This window comes from Aeromonas mytilicola subsp. aquatica, from assembly GCF_044336385.1.
GTDB classification, from domain to species: domain Bacteria; phylum Pseudomonadota; class Gammaproteobacteria; order Enterobacterales; family Aeromonadaceae; genus Aeromonas; species Aeromonas rivipollensis.
Genome location: NZ_CP172298.1, coordinates 2,475,904 through 2,493,790 on the forward strand (window position 1 = coordinate 2,475,904; position 17,887 = coordinate 2,493,790).

The 17,887-nt window shown below is 61.5% G+C and carries 22 protein-coding genes; 16 read left to right on the plus strand and 6 right to left on the minus strand.

Annotated features, from left to right (window positions below; all coding sequences use genetic code 11):
• The first annotated feature begins 92 nt into the window (after window positions 1-92).
• Window positions 93-491: a MerR family transcriptional regulator gene (locus ACFWHB_RS11380; RefSeq protein ID WP_005325128.1), complete on the plus strand. Its 399-nt coding sequence runs from the start codon at window positions 93-95 to the stop codon at window positions 489-491.
• A gap of 94 nt (window positions 492-585) precedes the next feature.
• Here the strand turns inward: ACFWHB_RS11380 and ACFWHB_RS11385 are convergent, their stop codons facing one another.
• Entirely contained in the window at window positions 586-1,830 is a 1,245-nt protein-coding gene (locus ACFWHB_RS11385; RefSeq protein WP_289982719.1) for a dicarboxylate/amino acid:cation symporter, read from the minus strand.
• Window positions 1,831-2,099: 269 nt separating this feature from the next.
• On the opposite strand from ACFWHB_RS11385, the gene ACFWHB_RS11390 reads away from it, so the two are divergent.
• The 3 genes from ACFWHB_RS11390 to ACFWHB_RS11400 all read left to right on the plus strand — a co-directional run bounded on the left by ACFWHB_RS11390 (window position 2,100) and on the right by ACFWHB_RS11400 (window position 5,589).
• Entirely contained in the window at window positions 2,100-2,384 is a 285-nt protein-coding gene (locus tag ACFWHB_RS11390) for a pyrimidine/purine nucleoside phosphorylase (RefSeq protein WP_162520159.1), read from the plus strand.
• A gap of 166 nt (window positions 2,385-2,550) precedes the next feature.
• Window positions 2,551-3,933: an L-serine ammonia-lyase gene (locus ACFWHB_RS11395; protein ID WP_106886862.1), complete on the plus strand. Its 1,383-nt coding sequence runs from the start codon at window positions 2,551-2,553 to the stop codon at window positions 3,931-3,933.
• Window positions 3,934-4,218: 285 nt separating this feature from the next.
• Window positions 4,219-5,589: an L-serine ammonia-lyase gene (locus ACFWHB_RS11400; protein ID WP_025326890.1), complete on the plus strand. Its 1,371-nt coding sequence runs from the start codon at window positions 4,219-4,221 to the stop codon at window positions 5,587-5,589.
• A 242-nt stretch (window positions 5,590-5,831) separates the two neighbouring features.
• Here the strand turns inward: ACFWHB_RS11400 and ACFWHB_RS11405 are convergent, their stop codons facing one another.
• Window positions 5,832-6,791, minus strand: a complete 960-nt coding sequence (locus tag ACFWHB_RS11405; RefSeq protein WP_395948418.1) for a lytic murein transglycosylase — start codon at window positions 6,789-6,791, stop codon at window positions 5,832-5,834.
• Complete coding sequence (locus ACFWHB_RS11410) at window positions 6,791-7,069, minus strand: YcgL domain-containing protein (RefSeq protein ID WP_106886864.1); 279 nt, start codon at window positions 7,067-7,069, stop codon at window positions 6,791-6,793. Before ACFWHB_RS11410 ends, ACFWHB_RS11405 begins: the two co-directional genes overlap by 1 nt.
• 106 nt (window positions 7,070-7,175) lie before the next feature.
• On the opposite strand from ACFWHB_RS11410, the gene minC reads away from it, so the two are divergent.
• From minC to ACFWHB_RS11440, 6 genes are all read left to right on the plus strand, one after another.
• Window positions 7,176-7,892 (plus strand): septum site-determining protein MinC, encoded by a 717-nt coding sequence (minC, locus tag ACFWHB_RS11415; RefSeq protein WP_395948419.1) that lies wholly within the window; start codon window positions 7,176-7,178, stop codon window positions 7,890-7,892.
• Window positions 7,893-7,910: 18 nt separating this feature from the next.
• Window positions 7,911-8,723: a septum site-determining protein MinD gene (minD, locus tag ACFWHB_RS11420; protein ID WP_098984135.1), complete on the plus strand. Its 813-nt coding sequence runs from the start codon at window positions 7,911-7,913 to the stop codon at window positions 8,721-8,723.
• 2 nt (window positions 8,724-8,725) lie between these two features.
• Window positions 8,726-8,992 (plus strand): cell division topological specificity factor MinE, encoded by a 267-nt coding sequence (minE, locus tag ACFWHB_RS11425; RefSeq protein ID WP_005311265.1) that lies wholly within the window; start codon window positions 8,726-8,728, stop codon window positions 8,990-8,992.
• A 150-nt stretch (window positions 8,993-9,142) separates the two neighbouring features.
• A complete protein-coding gene (locus tag ACFWHB_RS11430; RefSeq protein ID WP_395948420.1) occupies window positions 9,143-9,469 on the plus strand; it encodes an HI1450 family dsDNA-mimic protein in 327 nt (108 codons plus the stop codon).
• A gap of 53 nt (window positions 9,470-9,522) precedes the next feature.
• Window positions 9,523-10,230, plus strand: coding sequence for a monofunctional biosynthetic peptidoglycan transglycosylase (mtgA, locus tag ACFWHB_RS11435; RefSeq protein ID WP_395950197.1), 708 nt, complete (start codon window positions 9,523-9,525; stop codon window positions 10,228-10,230).
• Between the two features lie 287 nt (window positions 10,231-10,517).
• Window positions 10,518-10,841, plus strand: coding sequence for an HI1450 family dsDNA-mimic protein (locus tag ACFWHB_RS11440; protein WP_005331685.1), 324 nt, complete (start codon window positions 10,518-10,520; stop codon window positions 10,839-10,841).
• A gap of 45 nt (window positions 10,842-10,886) precedes the next feature.
• On the opposite strand, the gene ACFWHB_RS11445 is transcribed toward ACFWHB_RS11440, so the two are convergent.
• A complete protein-coding gene (locus ACFWHB_RS11445; protein ID WP_234677090.1) occupies window positions 10,887-11,198 on the minus strand; it encodes a DUF1289 domain-containing protein in 312 nt (103 codons plus the stop codon).
• 1 nt (window position 11,199) lies between these two features.
• Window positions 11,200-12,075: a CvfB family protein gene (locus ACFWHB_RS11450; RefSeq protein ID WP_163148240.1), complete on the minus strand. Its 876-nt coding sequence runs from the start codon at window positions 12,073-12,075 to the stop codon at window positions 11,200-11,202.
• Between the two features lie 271 nt (window positions 12,076-12,346).
• Here ACFWHB_RS11450 and ACFWHB_RS11455 point away from each other — a divergent pair, with 271 nt between their 5' ends.
• The 4 genes from ACFWHB_RS11455 to ACFWHB_RS11470 all read left to right on the plus strand — a co-directional run bounded on the left by ACFWHB_RS11455 (window position 12,347) and on the right by ACFWHB_RS11470 (window position 14,723).
• Window positions 12,347-13,579 (plus strand): UPF0149 family protein, encoded by a 1,233-nt coding sequence (locus ACFWHB_RS11455; protein ID WP_395948421.1) that lies wholly within the window; start codon window positions 12,347-12,349, stop codon window positions 13,577-13,579.
• Window positions 13,580-13,729: 150 nt separating this feature from the next.
• Window positions 13,730-14,200 carry a MarR family winged helix-turn-helix transcriptional regulator gene (locus ACFWHB_RS11460; protein WP_005331665.1) on the plus strand — a complete coding sequence of 157 codons (471 nt, stop codon included), beginning with the start codon at window positions 13,730-13,732 and terminating at the stop codon, window positions 14,198-14,200.
• Window positions 14,197-14,385 (plus strand): DUF4250 domain-containing protein, encoded by a 189-nt coding sequence (locus ACFWHB_RS11465; protein WP_106886871.1) that lies wholly within the window; start codon window positions 14,197-14,199, stop codon window positions 14,383-14,385. Before ACFWHB_RS11460 ends, ACFWHB_RS11465 begins: the two co-directional genes overlap by 4 nt.
• A gap of 161 nt (window positions 14,386-14,546) precedes the next feature.
• The gene (locus tag ACFWHB_RS11470; RefSeq protein WP_163137691.1) at window positions 14,547-14,723 is read left to right on the plus strand and encodes a hypothetical protein; all 177 of its coding nucleotides are present in this window, start codon (window positions 14,547-14,549) and stop codon (window positions 14,721-14,723) included.
• A 92-nt stretch (window positions 14,724-14,815) separates the two neighbouring features.
• On the opposite strand, the gene ACFWHB_RS11475 is transcribed toward ACFWHB_RS11470, so the two are convergent.
• Window positions 14,816-15,403 (minus strand): FMN-dependent NADH-azoreductase, encoded by a 588-nt coding sequence (locus ACFWHB_RS11475; protein WP_025326879.1) that lies wholly within the window; start codon window positions 15,401-15,403, stop codon window positions 14,816-14,818.
• 225 nt (window positions 15,404-15,628) lie between these two features.
• Here ACFWHB_RS11475 and ACFWHB_RS11480 point away from each other — a divergent pair, with 225 nt between their 5' ends.
• Both ACFWHB_RS11480 and purT read left to right on the plus strand, forming a co-directional pair.
• Complete coding sequence (locus tag ACFWHB_RS11480) at window positions 15,629-16,519, plus strand: DMT family transporter (RefSeq protein WP_163155018.1); 891 nt, start codon at window positions 15,629-15,631, stop codon at window positions 16,517-16,519.
• Between the two features lie 73 nt (window positions 16,520-16,592).
• Window positions 16,593-17,771 carry a formate-dependent phosphoribosylglycinamide formyltransferase gene (purT, locus tag ACFWHB_RS11485; RefSeq protein WP_395948422.1) on the plus strand — a complete coding sequence of 393 codons (1,179 nt, stop codon included), beginning with the start codon at window positions 16,593-16,595 and terminating at the stop codon, window positions 17,769-17,771.
• Window positions 17,772-17,887: the final 116 nt, after the last annotated feature.

Below are 17,887 nucleotides of genomic sequence, written 5' to 3' on the forward strand. Positions count from 1 at the left end.
CCGCCGTCCCCGGAACAAGACTTGCGGGGAAGTTGACGTTTGGGTAAGGTGCCAGCCTGCATTGACAACCAGATGACAGCCAAGACAGCCCTATGACCAAATCCAAGGATGACGCCCGGACCTTCAGCATCAGCGAGCTGGCCCGTGAATTCGATGTGACCACCCGCAGTATCCGCTTCTACGAGGATCAGGGCCTGCTGAACCCGACGCGCCAGGGGCAGACCCGGATCTACAGCCGTCAGGACAGGGTGCGCCTCAAGCTGACCCTGCGTGGCAAACGGCTGGGCTTCAGCCTCGCGGACATCCGGGAGCTGTTCGATCTCTATGACGCAGACAAGAGCAGCCGCTCCCAGTTGCAGACCATGCTGGGGCTGGTGGCCGACAAGCGGGAGACCCTGCAGCAGCAACTGGAAGACATCCAGATGGTCTTGCTGGAGCTGGAGGCTGCCGAGCAGCGCTGCCGGCAGGCACTGGGGCAGCTGACCCCCTGAGTGGGCAAGGGAGGGGCAGCCATCGCGGCCCCAGGAAAATAAAAAGAGGGAGGCTTGCGCCTCCCTCTTCTCATTCATGGCAGTGAGCCTGGTCTCAGGCTTCCTTGCTCCAGCGGTTCGGATCGTAATCCGGGCTGTAGCGATCGACTATGATGGCGCAAGCCGCATCGCCGGTGATGTTGAGGGCGGTACGTATCATGTCGAACAGGCGATCCAGTGCGAACAGCAGCGGCAGCCCCTCGATGGGGATGCCAGCCGCCAGCAGCACGGCCACCACCAGGAAGCTCGGGCCCGGCACGCCGGCCTGGCCGATGGCACCCAGGGTCGAAGTGACTATGATGGCCGCCCAGGCGCCCATGCTGAGATCGATGTTGTAGACCTGGGCGAAGAAGATGGCCACCAGACCGTAATAGATGGCGTTGCCGCTCATGTTGATGGTGGCACCCAGCGGCAGCACGAAGGAGGCGGTGGCGTTGGTCACCTTCAAATCGTGCTCGCAGGTCTCCATGTTGACCGGCAGGGTCGCCATGGACGAGGCGGTGGAGAAGGCCACTATCTGCGGCTTCTTCATCGCCGAGAAGTACTTGCGCACCGGCGTGTTGGAGAAGAAGGCGATCAGCATCGGGTAGACCACGAAGCCGAAGATGAGGATGGCGGCGACATAGACCACGAACAGCTTGAGCACAAGGGTCAGCACGTCGAAGCCATAGGTGCCGATGGCATCGGCCATCAGACCGAAGACCCCGATGGGGGCAATCAGCATCACCTTGTTGATCATCCAGACGAAGGCGTCCACCAGGGTGTTGAGGCCATCCACCAGCGGCTTGGCGCGCTCGCGGGGCTGCTTGGCCAGTGCTATGCCGAGGAACATGCAGAACACCAGGATCTGCAGTATGTTCGCCTCGTTCAGGGCGCTGAACACATTGGTCGGGATCATCCCAAGCAGGGTGGCCACAGCGTCTGGCAGGGCGCCCTTGTCGGCGTAGTCACCGGCAAACATGGCGGCGGTGGAGCCGAAATCGACCCCGACACCGGGCTTGAAGATTTGACCCATCACCAGCGCCAGCAGCACCGCCAGGGCGGAGGTACCGAGGAAGAAGGCGAGCGTGGTCACCCCTATCTTGCCCGCGGCCGGGCTGGCCCCCAGATTGGCGGCCCCGGACAGGATGGCGACCGCCACCAGCGGGATCACCAGCATCTTGATCAGCTGGATGAAGAGCGTACCCAAGGGGGCGAAGACGGTCGCCTGCTCACCCATGAGGGCACCCACCAGCGCTCCCAGGATCATGGCAACCACAACCTGGAAGCCGATATTTTTAATTAATCCTTTTGTCAACACAGAATGTTCCTTTATTAAGCAATTACTCACACTGTTGCAGCGTAAATGACCACCCAGAGCGTCAAATCCTCTCCATTGCTCTGGCGGCGCGCTTTATCTCATATTTATTACCCGTTTAACATCGTGATCCCTGAACGAAACGAATTTTTATGATTTTTCACAAAGTTGAGACCCACAAGAAACTCACCGTTTTTCCCCTATTTCACCATGACAATCGCCAAAATAATGTGCTACTTTGGCTTTGCAAACGTGCATACAGGGAAGAAAAGATGCTGAAAGTTAACGAATATTTTGACGGAAATGTTAAATCTATCGGTTTCGAGCAAAAAGGCGAGAAAGCCACGGTCGGCGTGATGGAAGCGGGTGATTACCAGTTCAACACCGCCGCCCCGGAGCGGATGACGGTGGTCAAGGGTGTCCTTCGCATCCAGCTGGCCGATGAAGACGAGTGGCACAGCTACCATCAGGGCGAGTCCTTCGACGTGGCCGGTCACTCCTCCTTCAAGCTGGAAGTGAAGACAGCCACCGCCTACCTGTGCGAGTTCCTCGACTGATAGCCCCTCAGGGGGGCCATGAGATGCAGAACCGCTCCTCCTGGTGCCCCTGATCCCCCTGTTTTGCCCCATTTCCACACCGCCATCACAGGCTGTTGCTTCCCCCCTTTTCATCGACTACAAAAAATTTACAATGTTTAGACGAAATCCATAATCGGAGTACGTCATGATCAGTGTCTTCGACCTGTTTTCCATCGGGATTGGTCCCTCTTCCTCCCACACAGTGGGGCCGATGCGGGCAGCCTGCGCCTTCGTGCACACCCTCAAGCAGAGCGCACTTCTCTCCCGCACCGAACGCGTCGTGGTCGAGTGCTACGGCTCCCTCGGCCAGACCGGCAAGGGTCATGGCACCGGCAAGGCCATCATCCTCGGGCTGGCCGGCTTTGAACCCGAATCCGTGGACATCGAGGCCATCCCCGCCTTCCTCGATCAGGTGGAGCACAGCCAGACCCTGCGGCTGGGAGGGGAGCAACCGAGCCAGTTCCCCCGCGTCGGTGCCATCCTCTTCAATCGGCGCAAGACCCTGCCCGCCCACTCCAACGGCATGACACTGCGCGCCTTCGCGGGCGACAGCCTGCTGTTCGAGCAGACCTACTACTCCATCGGTGGCGGCTTCATCATAGAGGAGAGCCACTTCGCCAACGCCCGGGAAGAGGCCGCCCGCTTCGATGCCGCCCACCCCGTCCCCTACCCCTTCGAGAGCGGGGCCCAGCTGCTGGCCCACTGCCAGGAGAGCGGCCTCTCCATCTCGGGATTGATGCTGGCCAATGAGAAGGTGTTTCGCAGCGAAGCCGAGATAAAGGCGGGCCTGCGCAAGATCTGGCAGGCGATGCAGGGCTGTGTCGAGCGCGGTTGCAGGAGCGAGGGGGTGTTGCCGGGGGGGCTCAAGGTGAAGCGCCGCGCCCCTGCCCTCTATCGCCAGCTCTGTGGCGAGACCAACTTCAACAAGGATCCCCTGATGGTGATGGAGTGGGTGGACCTGTTTGCCCTGGCCGTCAACGAGGAGAATGCCGCCGGTGGCCGGGTGGTGACAGCCCCCACCAACGGCGCCGCCGGCATCATCCCCGCCGTGCTGCACTATTACGATCGCTTCGTGCGCAAGGTGGATGACGAGCTGCTGATGCAGTACTTCCTCACCGCCGCCGCCATCGGCATCTTATATAAGAAGAACGCCTCCCTGTCGGGGGCAGAGGTGGGCTGTCAGGGAGAAGTGGGGGTCGCCTGCTCCATGGCCGCCGGCGCCCTGGCCGAGCTGCAGGGCGGCAGCCCGGCCGTGGTCGAGAACGCCGCCGAGATCGGCATGGAACACAACTTAGGGCTGACCTGCGATCCCATCGGCGGCCTGGTACAGGTGCCCTGCATAGAGCGCAACGCCATGGGGGCGGTCAAGGCGATCAACGCCGCCCGCCTGGCCCTGCGTGGCACAGGCGAGCACAAGGTCTCCCTGGACAAGGTGATCAGGACCATGTGGGAAACCGGCAACGACATGAAGACCAAGTACAAGGAGACAGCCCGCGGCGGCCTCGCCGTCAACATCACCGAATGTTAAGCCTGGGTAAAACGACCTCAGATGACCCTCAGATACCCGGCCTGGCCGGGTATTTTTTCGCAAAACGTTTGCCTTGCGCTTAACAAAATGGATAACCATCAAAATAAATTTTATACTCGCGCCGTGAATTCAACAAAAATAGATCTATTTCAACTTTTTTTAGGCAGGAAGCCGTTACACTGCGGTTATCTGGTTCCCTGGCCTTTGTGACGACAGACCCGTCCCATGGATCACCCTTTCTGCGAGCGGGCATGGCGCCCCCTTCTACCCTGAGGTAATTGTTACATGATCAGCGTTTTTGATATCTTCAAAATCGGTGTTGGCCCCTCCTCTTCCCACACTGTCGGCCCGATGAAAGCTGCCAAACAGTTCGTGGATGATCTGCGTGCTAGCGGCAAGATCCGTGACATCACCCGGATCCAGGTTGACGTCTATGGCTCCCTCTCCTGGACCGGCAAAGGCCACCACACCGACACCGCCATCATCATGGGACTGGCCGGCAACCTGCCGGAAAATGTCGACATCGACGGCATTCCTGAATTCATCTCCCGGGTCGAGCAGACCGGTCGTCTGCCCATAGGCCTGCACTGCCACACCGTCAGCTTCCCGAAAGGCGCCATGGTGTTCCATGACGAGGCCCTGCCCCTGCATGAGAACGGCATGAAGCTGACCGCCTTCATCGAAGACGAGGCCATCTACAGCAAGACCTATTACTCCATCGGCGGTGGCTTCATCGTCGACGAAGAGAGCTTCGGCAAGGCCGACAGCGGCGACATGACCGTCAACTACCCCTTCAAGAGCGCCGCCGAGCTGCTCGCCCACTGCGGCCAGACCGGTCTCTCCATCTCCGCCCTGATGCTGGAGAACGAGAAGTGCTTCAACACCCCGGAAGAGATCTACAAGAAGCTCGGCAAGATCTGGACCACCATGCGTGAAGGGATAGAGCGCGGCTGCCGTACCGAGGGTGTCCTGGCCGGCCCGCTGCGGGTGCCGCGCCGTGCCGCTCCCCTCTACCGTCAGCTGACCACCAACGAGCATCTCTCCAACGACCCCATGAGCATCGTTGACTGGGTCAACATGTTCGCTCTCGCGGTGAGTGAAGAGAACGCCGCCGGTGGCCGCGTCGTCACCGCCCCGACCAACGGTGCCGCGGGCATCATCCCGGCCGTGCTGGCCTACTACGACAAGTTCATCCAGCCGGTCGGCCGCGACGAATACACCCGCTTCTACCTGGCCGCCGCCGCCGTCGGCATGCTCTACAAGATGAACGCATCCATCTCAGGTGCCGAAGTGGGTTGCCAGGGTGAGGTGGGTGTCTCCTGCTCCATGGCCGCCGCCGGCCTGACTGAACTCATGGGCGGCAGCCCGGAGCAGGTGTGTGAAGCGGCCGAGATCGGCATGGAGCACAACCTGGGTCTGACCTGCGATCCGGTCGCCGGCCAGGTACAGGTGCCCTGCATCGAGCGCAACGCCATCGCCGCCATGAAGGCGGTCAACTCCTCGCGCATGGCCCTGCGTCGTACCTCCAAGCCCCGTGTCTCCCTGGACAAGGTCATCGAGACCATGTACATCACCGGCAAGGACATGGACTCCAAGTACCGTGAGACCTCCCGCGGTGGCCTGGCCATCAAGGTGATGCAGGTTGCCTGCGAATAAGCGGCAGACAGCAGATGCAAAAAAGGCGGGAAAGATTCCCGCCTTTTTTCTGCCATTTTTTCAGGGGCAGACGCACTGACATGAAGAATAAAGAGGAAGGGGGCAACTCATCCGTCAGGGGTCAAAGTGGGGAGGGATGAATTTGCTATCTTATTCGGCGACCTACCCACCATCTTATTCCGCTCTTATCCCACTCTTATCCCGCACTTGCTCCGCTCTTCTATTCCACTTTTATTCCACTTTTATTCCACTATCCGATCCGCAAGGGTGCCAACCGCTACCACGAAATAGGGGGAGCGGTTCCAGTGGCGCAGCACCCGGTAATTGTCATAGGCAAGATAACTGCGGCCATGGACGTCATCGGGCCGGATGAGGGAGGCCTGCATGTCGACGTTGGGCAGGGGTGAGCCATCCAGTTGTCGCACCCCCAGTGCCTGCCAGGCCTGGAGCGGCTTGCGCTGCTCCAGGCCAAACAGGGCGGGCTTGAGGGCGTCGGGCACCCTCACCCGCCGCCCCCAGGTCTGATCCTCGCGCCAGCCGTTCTGGTGCAGATAATTGGCTGCCGATCCAAACACATCCGCCAGATTGCCCCACAGATCCTTCCTGCCATCCCCATCCTGATCGACCGCGTACTTGAGGAAGGAGGAGGGCATGAACTGCACCTGCCCCATGGCCCCCGCCCAGGAGCCCTTGAAGGCGGCGGGGCTCACGTGCCCCTGCTCTATGATGCGCAGGGCATCGAACAGCTGAGCCTTGAAGAAGGCTTCCCGTCGCCCTTCCCAGGCCAGGGTCGCCAGGGAGGATACCAGCGGGAAATTACCGGTGAGTTTGCCGAAATTGGTTTCTATGCCCCACAAGGCGACAATAAAACGGGGCTGTACCCCATATTCATCGCCTATTTTCGTGAGCAGCGGCAGATGCTGGCGATATAAGGCTTGGGCTTGCTTGACTTTCCATTGGGGCACGGCACGGGGAATATAGGAATCCAGGGTCAGTTTGAATTCCGGCTGATTTTTGTCGTGCTTGATGGCCGCCTCTATGAGGCGAATATCGGCAAAAGCGGCCGTTACCGTCGCAGGCTGGATGCCGGCCGCCAGGGCTTGCTGTTTGAGACTCGTCACATAATGGTCAAAATCGACGCTGGCCTCCAGGGGCGCACTTAATAGTGCGCTCAACAATAACAGTGCCAGCCGCCCCTGCATCAGCGGGAGCCCTTTAATTGTGCCTTGTGCTGCTCCAGCAAATTTTCCGGTGGAGGGGGCACCTGCAGGTAGAAACCCTGGCTCTGCAAGGCCGCCATCACCCGCTCGGTGGAGGCGATCCCCAGGGGCTTGGCCGGGTCCAGCTTGGTCATCAAGACCAGCTCGGGGCGTCCGAAGGTACTCATCAGTGCCTCTGGCACACGGGAAAAGTCCTCTCTTCTTTCAATAAAGAGATAGGTCTCGGCTTTTTTGCGACTTTTATAGACTGCACACAACATGGAAATTGATATAATCCGACGGGTTCATTGCCTCTGGTGGTGGCAAACTATAACATCAGGAATTGAATAACAATAACGTATTACCGTCTCGGTTCGGGGAAGATTCATGGTTGAACGCGATAACGAATTGAAAGGGACCACCTTCACTATTTCTGTGTTGCATCTCAGCGATGGCAATCCGGACCGGATCCGACAACTGCTGGAGGCCAAGGTCGCGCAGGCGCCCCAGTTTTTTAATTGTGCCCCCCTCGTCCTCAATGTGGAACGCCTCAGCGATATCCCCGATTTCGAGCAGCTCAGGGAGCTGGTCGAGTCGGAAGATTTCGTGCTGGTCGGCATCACGGGGGCGCGGGATGAGGCGATGAAGACGGCGGCCAAGGCGGCCGGGCTGGCCGTCATGGTGTCGGGCAAGAGCCGCAAGGCCGAGTCTGTGGCACCGGCGCCAGCACCTGAACCCGTGGAGGTGGCCCAGGTCGCCCCGGTTCAGACCCTGGAGCCGACCAAGGTCCACGTCGGGCCGGTGCGCTCCGGCCAGCAGATATATGCTGCCGGCACCTCGCTGGTGGTGCTGGGCTCGGTCAGTCCGGGGGCCGAAGTCATCGCCGACGACAGCATCCATATTTATGGCGCCCTGCGTGGCCGTGCCATCGCGGGGGCCAAGGGCAATCCCCTTGCCCGCATTTATTGCCAGCAATTGCAGGCCGAGCTGCTCTCCATCGCGGGCACCTTCCAGCTCAGCGACGCACTGCCGGCAGGCCTGATACAAGAGCCAGTCCATATCCGGCTGGACAACGAACAACTCCGAATAGACCGCATCAAATAGAGTTACAAGGAAGCGAGAATGGCGCGAATCATAGTCGTTACATCGGGCAAAGGTGGCGTTGGCAAGACCACAACCAGCGCGGCCCTGAGCACCGGCTTGGCCCAGCGTGGCCACAAGACAGTGGTCATCGATTTTGACATTGGCCTGCGAAACCTGGATCTCATCATGGGCTGCGAGCGGCGCGTGGTGTATGACTTCGTCAATGTGATCAACGGTGAGGCCAACCTCAACCAGGCCCTCATCAAGGACAAGCGTTCCGAGAATCTGTTCATCCTGCCTGCCTCCCAGACCCGGGACAAGGACGCCCTGACCCGCGAAGGGGTCGAGAAGATCCTGGATCAGCTGGCGGAAATGAAGTTCGATTACATCGTCTGCGACTCCCCGGCCGGCATCGAGGCGGGGGCCTTGATGGCGCTCTATTTCGCCGACGAGGCCATAGTCACCACCAACCCGGAAGTCTCTTCCGTGCGTGACTCGGATCGCATCCTCGGCATCCTGGCCTCCAAGTCCCGCCGCGCCGAGCGCGGGGAAGACCCCATCAAGGAGCACCTGCTGCTGACCCGCTACTGCCCGACTCGCGTCAGCCGTGGCGACATGCTGAGCGTGCAGGATGTGCAGGAGATCCTGGCCATCAAACTGCTCGGGGTGATCCCGGAGTCCCAGGCGGTGCTGCGCGCCTCCAACTCGGGGGAGCCGGTCATTCTGGACAAGGAGTCCGATGCCGGTCAGGCCTATGAGGACGCCGTTGCCCGCCTGCTGGGTGACACCAAGGATTTTCGTTTTCTGGAAGAAGAAAAGAAGGGCTTCTTTAGCCGACTGTTCGGGAGTTAAACATGTCATTATTGGATTATTTTCGTTCCAACAAGAAACAAAACACCGCACAACTGGCCAAAGAGCGGTTGCAGATCATAGTCGCGCACGAGCGTTCTTCAAGAGGGGGGCCGGATTACCTGCCCCAGCTCAAGCAGGATCTCCTCGACGTGATCCGCAAGTATGTGCAGATCGATCCGGACAAGATCACCGTCCAGCTCGATAAGAAGAGTGACGAGCTGTCGGTACTGGAGCTCAACATCACCTTCGCCGATGACAAGAAGGGATGAGCTGACGCCCCATGCGTGACCCCTTCCCTCAATGAAGACCGGATCCTGTAGCAGGATCCGGTTTTTTATTGCCTGGCGCAGAGGCATCTCGCCAAGGCGTGTGGGGCCAGCTAGAATACTGCCCGCCCCCTCATCTGGAATACAGGTCTTATGTCTTTGAATGACGAAATGCACAGCGTCGAGGAACTGCTCGATACCGCCCTCGAACTCTTCATGGAGCTGGCCTCGGACAACCTGCCCGAGCAGGAGATAGCCCTGTTCAACCAGGCCTTCAACGATCGGGGTATGCTGGCGGAGACCGACCCCGCCGATGACTGGGAAGCGGACGTGGGGTTTGCCGTGAGCGATGCCGAGTACGCCGAGATCTGGGTTGGCCTTGGCAATGCCGAGCAAGAGTATGAGCACCTGTTTGCCCGCATGCTGCTCTCCCGCCGTGTCGACGAGAAGTTCTGCCACATCGAATGGCTGCCCCAATAATTCCGGATCCCGACGATCCCGGTCACTATGAGTGGGACTCAGAGCCTGAGCCCGTGAGACCGACGCGCTGGCGGCGCCTGCTGGGCTGGCTCGGCAAGCTGCTGCTGGCGGCGCTGGTCAGCTCCATCGTCTCGGTGGCGCTGCTGCGCTTCATCGATCCCCCCATGTGGACCTGGCGCCTCGAGCGGGCGCTGTTTCCGCCCGCCAAGGTAGCCGAGGTCAAGCACGACTGGGTGCCCCTCGAGCGTATCTCGCGGGAGTTGCAACTGGCGGTGATCGCCGCCGAGGATCAGCGCTTCGCCGATCACAACGGCTTCGACATGGATGCCATCAGCTCGGCCCTCAAACACAACCAGCAAAGCCGGCGGGTGCGCGGGGCCAGTACCCTGAGCCAGCAGACGGCGAAGAATATCTTCATGTGGAGCGATCGCAGCTTGCTGCGCAAGGGGATAGAGGCCTGGTTCACCCTGCTGATGGAGCTGGGCTGGGACAAGTCCCGCATCCTCGAGGTGTATCTGAATATCGTGGAGTTCGGGCCCGGCATCTATGGCGCCGAGGCGGCCGCCAGGCACTACTTCGGCAAACCGGCGGCGCGCCTGACCCGCTACGAGGCCTCCTTGCTGGCCGCCGCCCTGCCCAATCCCTGGCGCTACCGGGTCAAGCCCCCCTCGCCCTATGTGCAGCAGCGCTCGGCCTGGATCCGCCGCCAGATGAGTCAGCTCGGCCAGGTCACCCTGAACCGGGTGCACGAGGCCGGCTAGGTTCGTCGACGGGGTCGGAGGCCGGCCCCAGATGGCCGCCGATGACCTCCCGGTGCAACGGCAAATAGTGCCACCACCAGGTCTCCCGTCGCCGCTTGATCTGCCGCCTGTACTGTCGTCGCTTCATGCTGCCCAGATGCCTCATCATGCCGCCCGATGGCGGTGGCTCTGTTAACCTTATCCCCTGTTTCGGCCATTTGACAGCACGGGGTTGCCAGCCTCACGCGCTGGCCGCCATCCCCAATAATTGTTAAAGTGGCGAACCTGGACGTATCTGGAGTGATTTCATGGAACAACGTAGCCCGGATCAGCTGGTCGAGTGGGCCTATGATCAGTTTCTGGAGCAGGCCGCCGACATGCTGGCCCCCGAACAAATCGTCGACATCACCCTCGAATTCGAGCAGCGTGGCGCCGTCGAGGCGACCCTGCCCAACGCCGACTGGTCGACCGAACTCGGCGTGCCGGTCGACATGGAGCGTTGGGCCGAGGTGTGGGTCGGCTTGCTGGATCATCAGGAGGAGTTCGAGGTGATCTACGCCACCTTCCTGCTGCCCCGGGATCAGAGCGAACACGAGGTCCATGTTCGCTGGCACCGCCAGCAACAGGCATAAGAAAAGGCGCCCCTGGCGCCTTTTTCGTCTCTGCGGTTTACCCCTTCAGGGGCGAGCCGCTATGGCCTTGGCCAGACAGCGGCGGCACCAGCAGGCGCTCGCCTCGCTCATGGGCAAGGGAGGCAGCTGGCTGCACCAGCAGCGCTCTATGGGTTCACCGGCGGAGACGGCGCAAAACGCCGGCTCGCCGCATCCCGGGCACTGGTGGGTGCTGCGCGTGCCATCCAGCTCGGCCATACGGGCCAGCTGGGCCTCGCTGTCCATGGCGGACCACTGGCCTATCTCGGTCAGGGTGCGCCCGCAACCGAGGCAGAGCCCATCCTTGGCCCGGCAGTCGCCGATACAGGGACTCGGCACCTTATTCGCCGTCCTGGGCCGTGCTGGTCTCTGCTGCAACCAGCGTGATGCAGTTGTCTTCGATGACGATCTTGCCCTGCTTGTAGAGCCCGCCTATGGCCTTCTTGAAGGTGCCCTTGCTCATGTTGAACATCTTGTAGATGAGCTCGGGTTCGCTCTTGTCCCCCACCGCCAGGCTGCCGCCCTGCTTCTGCAATCGGGTGAGAATACGGCCGCCGGCATCATCCATCCGATCCTGCCCCGGTTTTTGCAGGGTCAGATCCAGCTTGCCATCCTCACGGACCTGCTTGACCCAGGCGGTCAGCGGTCGGCCCGTCATCAAGCGGCCGAACACCTCGTTCTTGAACAGCATGCCGGAGTACTGACCGTTGACCACGGCCTTGATGCCGAGGGGGGTGTGTTCCCCGGGCAGTGCAGTGACTTCGTCACCGGCCTTGAAGGGGGGATCGACGCGCAGGAAGCGCTCGAGGCGGCTGGTGCCCACCATGCGTCCCTCGTTGTCCAGCATCAGGTGCACCAGGTAGACATGGCCCACCTGCATCGGCTTGTTCTGCTCGCGGCTTGGCACGAACAGATCCTTTTTCATGCCCCAGTCGAGGAAGGCACCGATCTTGTTGGCGTTGACCACCTTGAGGCCGACAATGTCACCCACCATGGCAAAGGGCTTGTCGGTGGTGATCACCGGCTCGCAATCCGCGTCCAGATAGAGAAAGACGGACACCTCGCCATCTTCGGCGACGCCTTCCGGCAGCTGACGCTTGGGCAACAGCAGCTCGCCATATTCCCCCGCGGCCAGCCAGGCGCCACGATCTTCGAGCTCGACTACGGTGAGGGTGTTCATCTTGCCAATCTGTAACATGGTGATCTCTTCTTTCAATATCTGGATGGGCCTGCAGTTCATGGCCCGTAATAATGCGCATCGCCCCTGTCGTCGGCTGAGGGAGGACAAGGGCTCAGGTTTTTTCATGCAGGCGCGCATGTTACCCCAGAGCCGTGACAGGACCTAGTCCCTTGCCCGTCCCCCCACAGGATTTTCACCTCGGGGTGGCCCGGTATTGGCGATATTAGCAGCACTCGGTCGCCCCTTGGCTGCAAATAACCCCACTTTTAGGTAGACTTCGCGGCCGTCAAATCCAGAGGAAGCGTCGATGAACCCAGCCACTCGTACCCGTCATCTCAATCAATGGATCCAGAGCCACAGCCAGCAGGACATGAGTTACCCGGCCCTGCACGGCTTTCTCTGCGCCCGTCTGACGGGGCCGACCGCCCCTGACTGGCAAGATCCCCTGGCCGGGCTCCTGCCCCATGACGCCGAGCTTGACGAGAAGAGTGCCGAGGCGCTGCATCACCTGATCGCCGAGCTGGAGGCCCAAGCCGACGACGCCCAGCTGGCCTTGCCGAACCAGTGCCGGCTCTCTAACGAGACCCCGGAGCAGGTATTCGAGCAGAGCCATCCCCTCGGCCAGTGGAGTTACGGCTTCAGTCAGGGGGTGGCCCGCTGGCCCACACCGACGGATCTGAACGATACCGCCACCCGGCACCGCTTCAGCCTGGTGGCCGAGCTCTGCCTGTTCCGTGACAGGCCCATGGCCCAGATGCTGCATCAGGCCGCGGCCAGCGAGCTACCCTTCCTGGATTTTTGCAAGCGTCAGCGCCAACAGATGAAGACGGCCCTCAACCTTCTGCTGACCCTGGATCAGGATGGGGCACGGCATGAAGAAGAACCGCTTCCCGACAACGAACAGACCCGCCAGTGGCAGCAGTGGTTCGAGCAGGCGGCGCAGTGCCGCGATCCCCTCGCCCGCCTCTCCTGGTTTGACCGCATCATCGCCGATGCCAGCCCCCTGTTCGACGAGGCCTTCTGGCAACAACACGCAGGCCGCGGCTGGAGCTCCCCCGAGGCCCGCCCACTGATCGCGGCCCAGGCGGGCCGGGCCGATTGCCTGCTGCGACTGGGGCAGCAGGAGCAGGCCCGCCAGGCATACCTGGCCCTGCTCGACCTTTGTCAGGCCGACGAGCCTGGCTGTCGTCACCCTCTCTCCAGCCTCTATGCCTGGCAAGGGGATTGGGCCGCCCTGCAGGGCCTGCTGGTGCGCTTCAATGAAGCCTCCTGCTGGCTGCGCTACAACAAGGCGCTGATGGTGTTTGCCACCGAAGGCGAGCAGGCGGCGCAGCCCCATCTGGCCGCCGCCCTTGGCGCCAACCCCCATGTACCCGCCACCCTGCTGGGCCAGCGCAGGCTGCCAAAGCAGGAGCCCCGCCACTGGCAGGGGGGGAGCCGCGACGAGGCCGCGCTCTATGCGCTCCAGAGCCGCGAGGCCTGGCTTGCTCATAATGCCTTGATCTGGCTGCGTAAAAGTGTACACAGCAAGGCCAGTTGAGACCCTGGTTGCCGGATCCGTGACGCAACACGTGCGCAAACGCACATTTTTCTGGTGCCCGTTCAGACAAATGCCCTTGTGTTACGTATCATCAAGGTCAAAGTATCAAGAGAAACTGCACCCGATGCAGCCGCCACAGCAGGATGTCATATGTCGAAGATCATAGAGCTGCTCGCGCACTATCCCCCCTATCAGCTGGTCCATGCCGCTGAAATGGTGCGCGATACCTTTGAACAGTTTTACCAGCAGCGGTATCAGCTGACGGTGCCCCAATGGCGCCTGATGATGGTGCTTGGCCCCCACTACCCCATCAGCCAGAAAGAGCTGGTGGAGGCGAGCGGGATGGACAAGGTGCGGATCTCCCGCGAGATCCACCGTCTGGTGGAGAAGGGCATTCTGTTCACCGAGAGCAGCGCGCAGGACAAGCGCATCAGTCTGGTCTCCTTCACCCCGGCGGGGCTCACCCTGTTCCAGCAGCTCAAGACCGAAGCGGGCAGCTGGCAGCACACCCTCACCGACTATCTGCCCGCCGAGGCGCGCCAGAGCATACGGCTGCATCTGCAAAGCGTGAGCGACGCCATAGAACAACTCCACCTGCTGGACAGCGAGCAACAATCATGACACTGACCCGCTTTGCCACCATGGACATCAACATGCTGCTGAGCCTGGTCAACATGCAGCTTCGTGATCATTACGCCGATCTGGACGATCTCTGCCGGGCGCAGGATCTCGACAAGGAGGCCCTGACTGCGCGGCTGGCCGGCGGTGATTTCCACTACCAGCCTGATCAAAAGCAGTTCAGATAGGGATCCGGATCACAAGCTGTCTCGTGGCGCTGGCCGTGGCGGCAAAAACTGCTAAGGTGAGAGGCAACCCCGCTGGACCCTGGGCCTGAGGTATGGATACATCAGGCTGTCACAGACGGCGGTTAGCCTTAATTCGCTCACCATCAGCCAAGGACGACACCATGATCCTGACCCGACAGACCAGCCTGATCATCATAAGCGCCCTCTTCACGATCGGCCTCTTCTCCCCTCATCTGCCCCAGAGTACGGAGCAGTGGCTCAGCAGCCTGCTGCTGGGATCCCTGGTGGCGGTCTGCCTGCTGGTCGGCAGCGGCTGCCGTCGCTTCATCTGGGATTGAAGACTGGCGTCCCCGCCATCTGAAAACAACAACGCAGCCTGATGGCTGCGTTGTTGTTTCTGGACCTGGGTGAGCAGGCAAGCGTCACGGCATCAGTATGCCAGGGTTTCCAGCTGCTCCTTGGCCTGCTCTATGCCCTTGGCCTGCGCCTCGGGACCCATGCCCATGCCCTCGGCGTAGATGAAGTCCACCTCGTTGATGCCGATAAAGCCCAGCACGGTGCGCATGTAGGGGGTCACCAGATCGGTAGGATTACCCAGGTGCAGGCCGCCGCGGGGGCTGACCACCAGGGCGCGGGTGTTCTCCACCAGGCCGACCGGGCCGGTCTCGGTGTAGCGGAAGGTCACGCCGGCACGGGCCACCAGATCGATCCAGTTCTTCAGCTGGGTCGGGATGTTGAAGTTGTACATGGGGGCCGCGATGATCACCAGATCGCTCGCCTTGAGCTCGGCCACCAGCTCGTCGGACTGGGCCAGCACGGCCAGCTGACGCTCGTTCAGGTTCTCACCGCCGCGCAGGCCCATGGCCAGCTCGCCGTCGAGCACCGGCAGGTTCAGGGTTGCCAGATCACGCACGGTGACGCTGTCACCCTGGCGCTCGGCCAGGTAGCCGTCGATCAGGGCGTTGGATTGGGAATACTGGCCCAGGATGCTGGACTTGAGAACGAGGATATTGGCCATGGTGAAACTCCATTTGGTTGTCGGTTGAACAGCTGTGCTGTCGATGGAGGTCACTATAAAGATTGAGGTTCAAGGCGGATAGCGAAAATAGATGCTCAAGTTATTCAAATATTTTGATGCTTGTGCACTTAGTCGCCAGCGAGGTACTCAGCAAGCACCCCGGCCTTGGCAGAACAAACGATTGCCGTTATGATCCGCCGCACTTTTTTCAGTGACCCGGATCCCATGGCACCCTCCCGCAGGCACTCCCCCTTTGCCGGTGCAGTCTGGATGATGGTGGCAGGCCTCTGCTTTGCCGCCGTCAACAGCCTGAGCCAGTATGTCAGCTTCAAGCTCGGCCTCCCCTCGACCCAGGTCGCCTTTCACCAGTATCTGGTCGCCCTGATCTGCCTGCTGCCCTGGCTCATCCGCCACGGCCTGCGCCAATCCCTGATGACCAACCAGTTGCGGCTGCACCTGCTGCGGGTCGCCCTGGCGGTCATCGGCATCCAGTTCTGGCTCTGGGCCCTGGCGGTGCCCGTGCCCATCTGGCAGGGCATAGCGCTCTTGATGACCTCCCCCCTGTTCGCCACCTTAGGGTCGGCCTTGCTGCTCAAGGAACAGGTGAGCCGGGCGCGCATTCTGGCTACCCTGGCGGGCTTTGTCGGGGCCATGCTGATCCTGGCTCCCTGGACCGATGACTTCAGCTGGGCCTCCCTGCTGCCGGTGGCGGCCGCCCTGTTCTGGGCCGGCTACTCCCTGCTGGTGCGCTATCAGGCGGCGAGCGAATCGTCCCACACCATAGTGGTCTACCTGCTCATCTTCAGCACCCCCTTCAACGCCATGCTGGCCCTGCCCGAATGGCAGTGGCCGAGCGAAACCCAGTGGCTGCTGGTGGCGGTCTCAGGGGTGCTGTCGGCGTTGGCCCAGATGTCCATCGCCCGCGCCTACAGCGTGGCCGAGGCCTCCTTCGTGCAGCCCTTTGACTTTGCCAAGCTGCCCATGAACGTACTGGCGGGTTGGCTGGTATTTGGCTGGGCGCCCCCCGGCCGATTGTGGCTCGGCGCCGCCATCATCATAGGCGCCATCACGCTGCTGACCCATCTGGAGCAGCGCGCCCACAAATCCGTTTCCTGAGGTACGCCATGCGTGCCTCTTTTTTTACTCACTCGGGTCAGCAACCCTGACCATGGACATCAGGAGAGATCAGATGTTTGGAACCGCCACCCGCCCCGGCGCCACCCGTGCCCTGCTGCTCGGCTCAGGCGAACTCGGCAAGGAAGTCGCCATCGAGCTGCAACGCCTTGGCATAGAAGTGATCGCCGCCGACCGCTACGCCAATGCTCCCGCCATGCAGGTCGCCCACGCCGCCCAGGTGCTGGACATGCTCGATGGGGCCGCCCTGCGCGCCCTGGTAGTCGAGGTCAAGCCCGACCTCATCATCCCCGAGATTGAAGCCATCGCCACCGATACCCTGGCAGAGCTTGAGCAGGAAGGAGTCAGGGTCGTGCCCAACGCCCGCGCCACCCAGCTCACCATGAATCGGGAGGGGATCCGCCGGCTCGCCGCCGAAGAGCTGGGCCTCCCCACCTCCTCCTACCGCTTCGCCCAGAGCAAGGAGGAGTTCATCGCCGCCGTCGAGGCCATAGGCCTGCCCTGCGTGGTGAAACCCGTGATGAGCTCGTCCGGCAAGGGCCAGAGCCTGCTGCGGGATCTCGCCAAGCTGGACGAGAGCTGGACCTATGCCCAGGAGGGGGGCCGCGCCGGCCGTGGCAAGGTGATAGTCGAAGGCTTCGTCCCCTTCGAGTACGAGATAACCTTGCTCACCGTGCGCGCCGTGGACGGCATCCACTTCTGCGATCCCATAGGCCATCGTCAGGAAGACGGTGACTACCGCGAATCCTGGCAGCCCCAGGCCATGAGCGAGCTGGCGCTGGCCCGCGCCAAGGAGGTCGCCGCCAAGGTGGTCGAGGCCCTGGGTGGCCATGGCCTGTTCGGGGTGGAGCTTTTCATCAAGGGTGACGAGGTGTGGTTCAGCGAGGTCTCTCCCCGCCCCCACGACACCGGCATGGTGACCCTGATCTCTCAGGATCTCTCCGAGTTCGCCCTGCACGTGCGCGCCATCCTGGGGCTGCCGGTCGGCACCATCACCCAGTTCGGGCCGAGTGCCTCCGCCGTGGTACTGCGCGATGGCCACAGCCAGGATATCCGCTATCAGGGGGTTGCCGAGGCGCTGGCCCTGGTGCCGGGCGCCCAGCTGCGTCTCTTTGGCAAGCCCGAGATCGCCGGTAGCCGTCGCCTCGGGGTGGCGCTGGCCCGTGGGCAAGGGTGCGAAGAGGCGGTGGAAAAGGCCAAGGCGGTCGCCGCCCGGATCGAGGTGCTCTTCTAGAGCGCACTTTTTGCCGCGTAAAAACAAACGTTTATCTGCGTGATCCGGCGCAAGGGGCGGGCTTCTGCCCCTTTTCCATTGAGGCGTCGGGCTTATAATCCCCCCTTCACCTATGT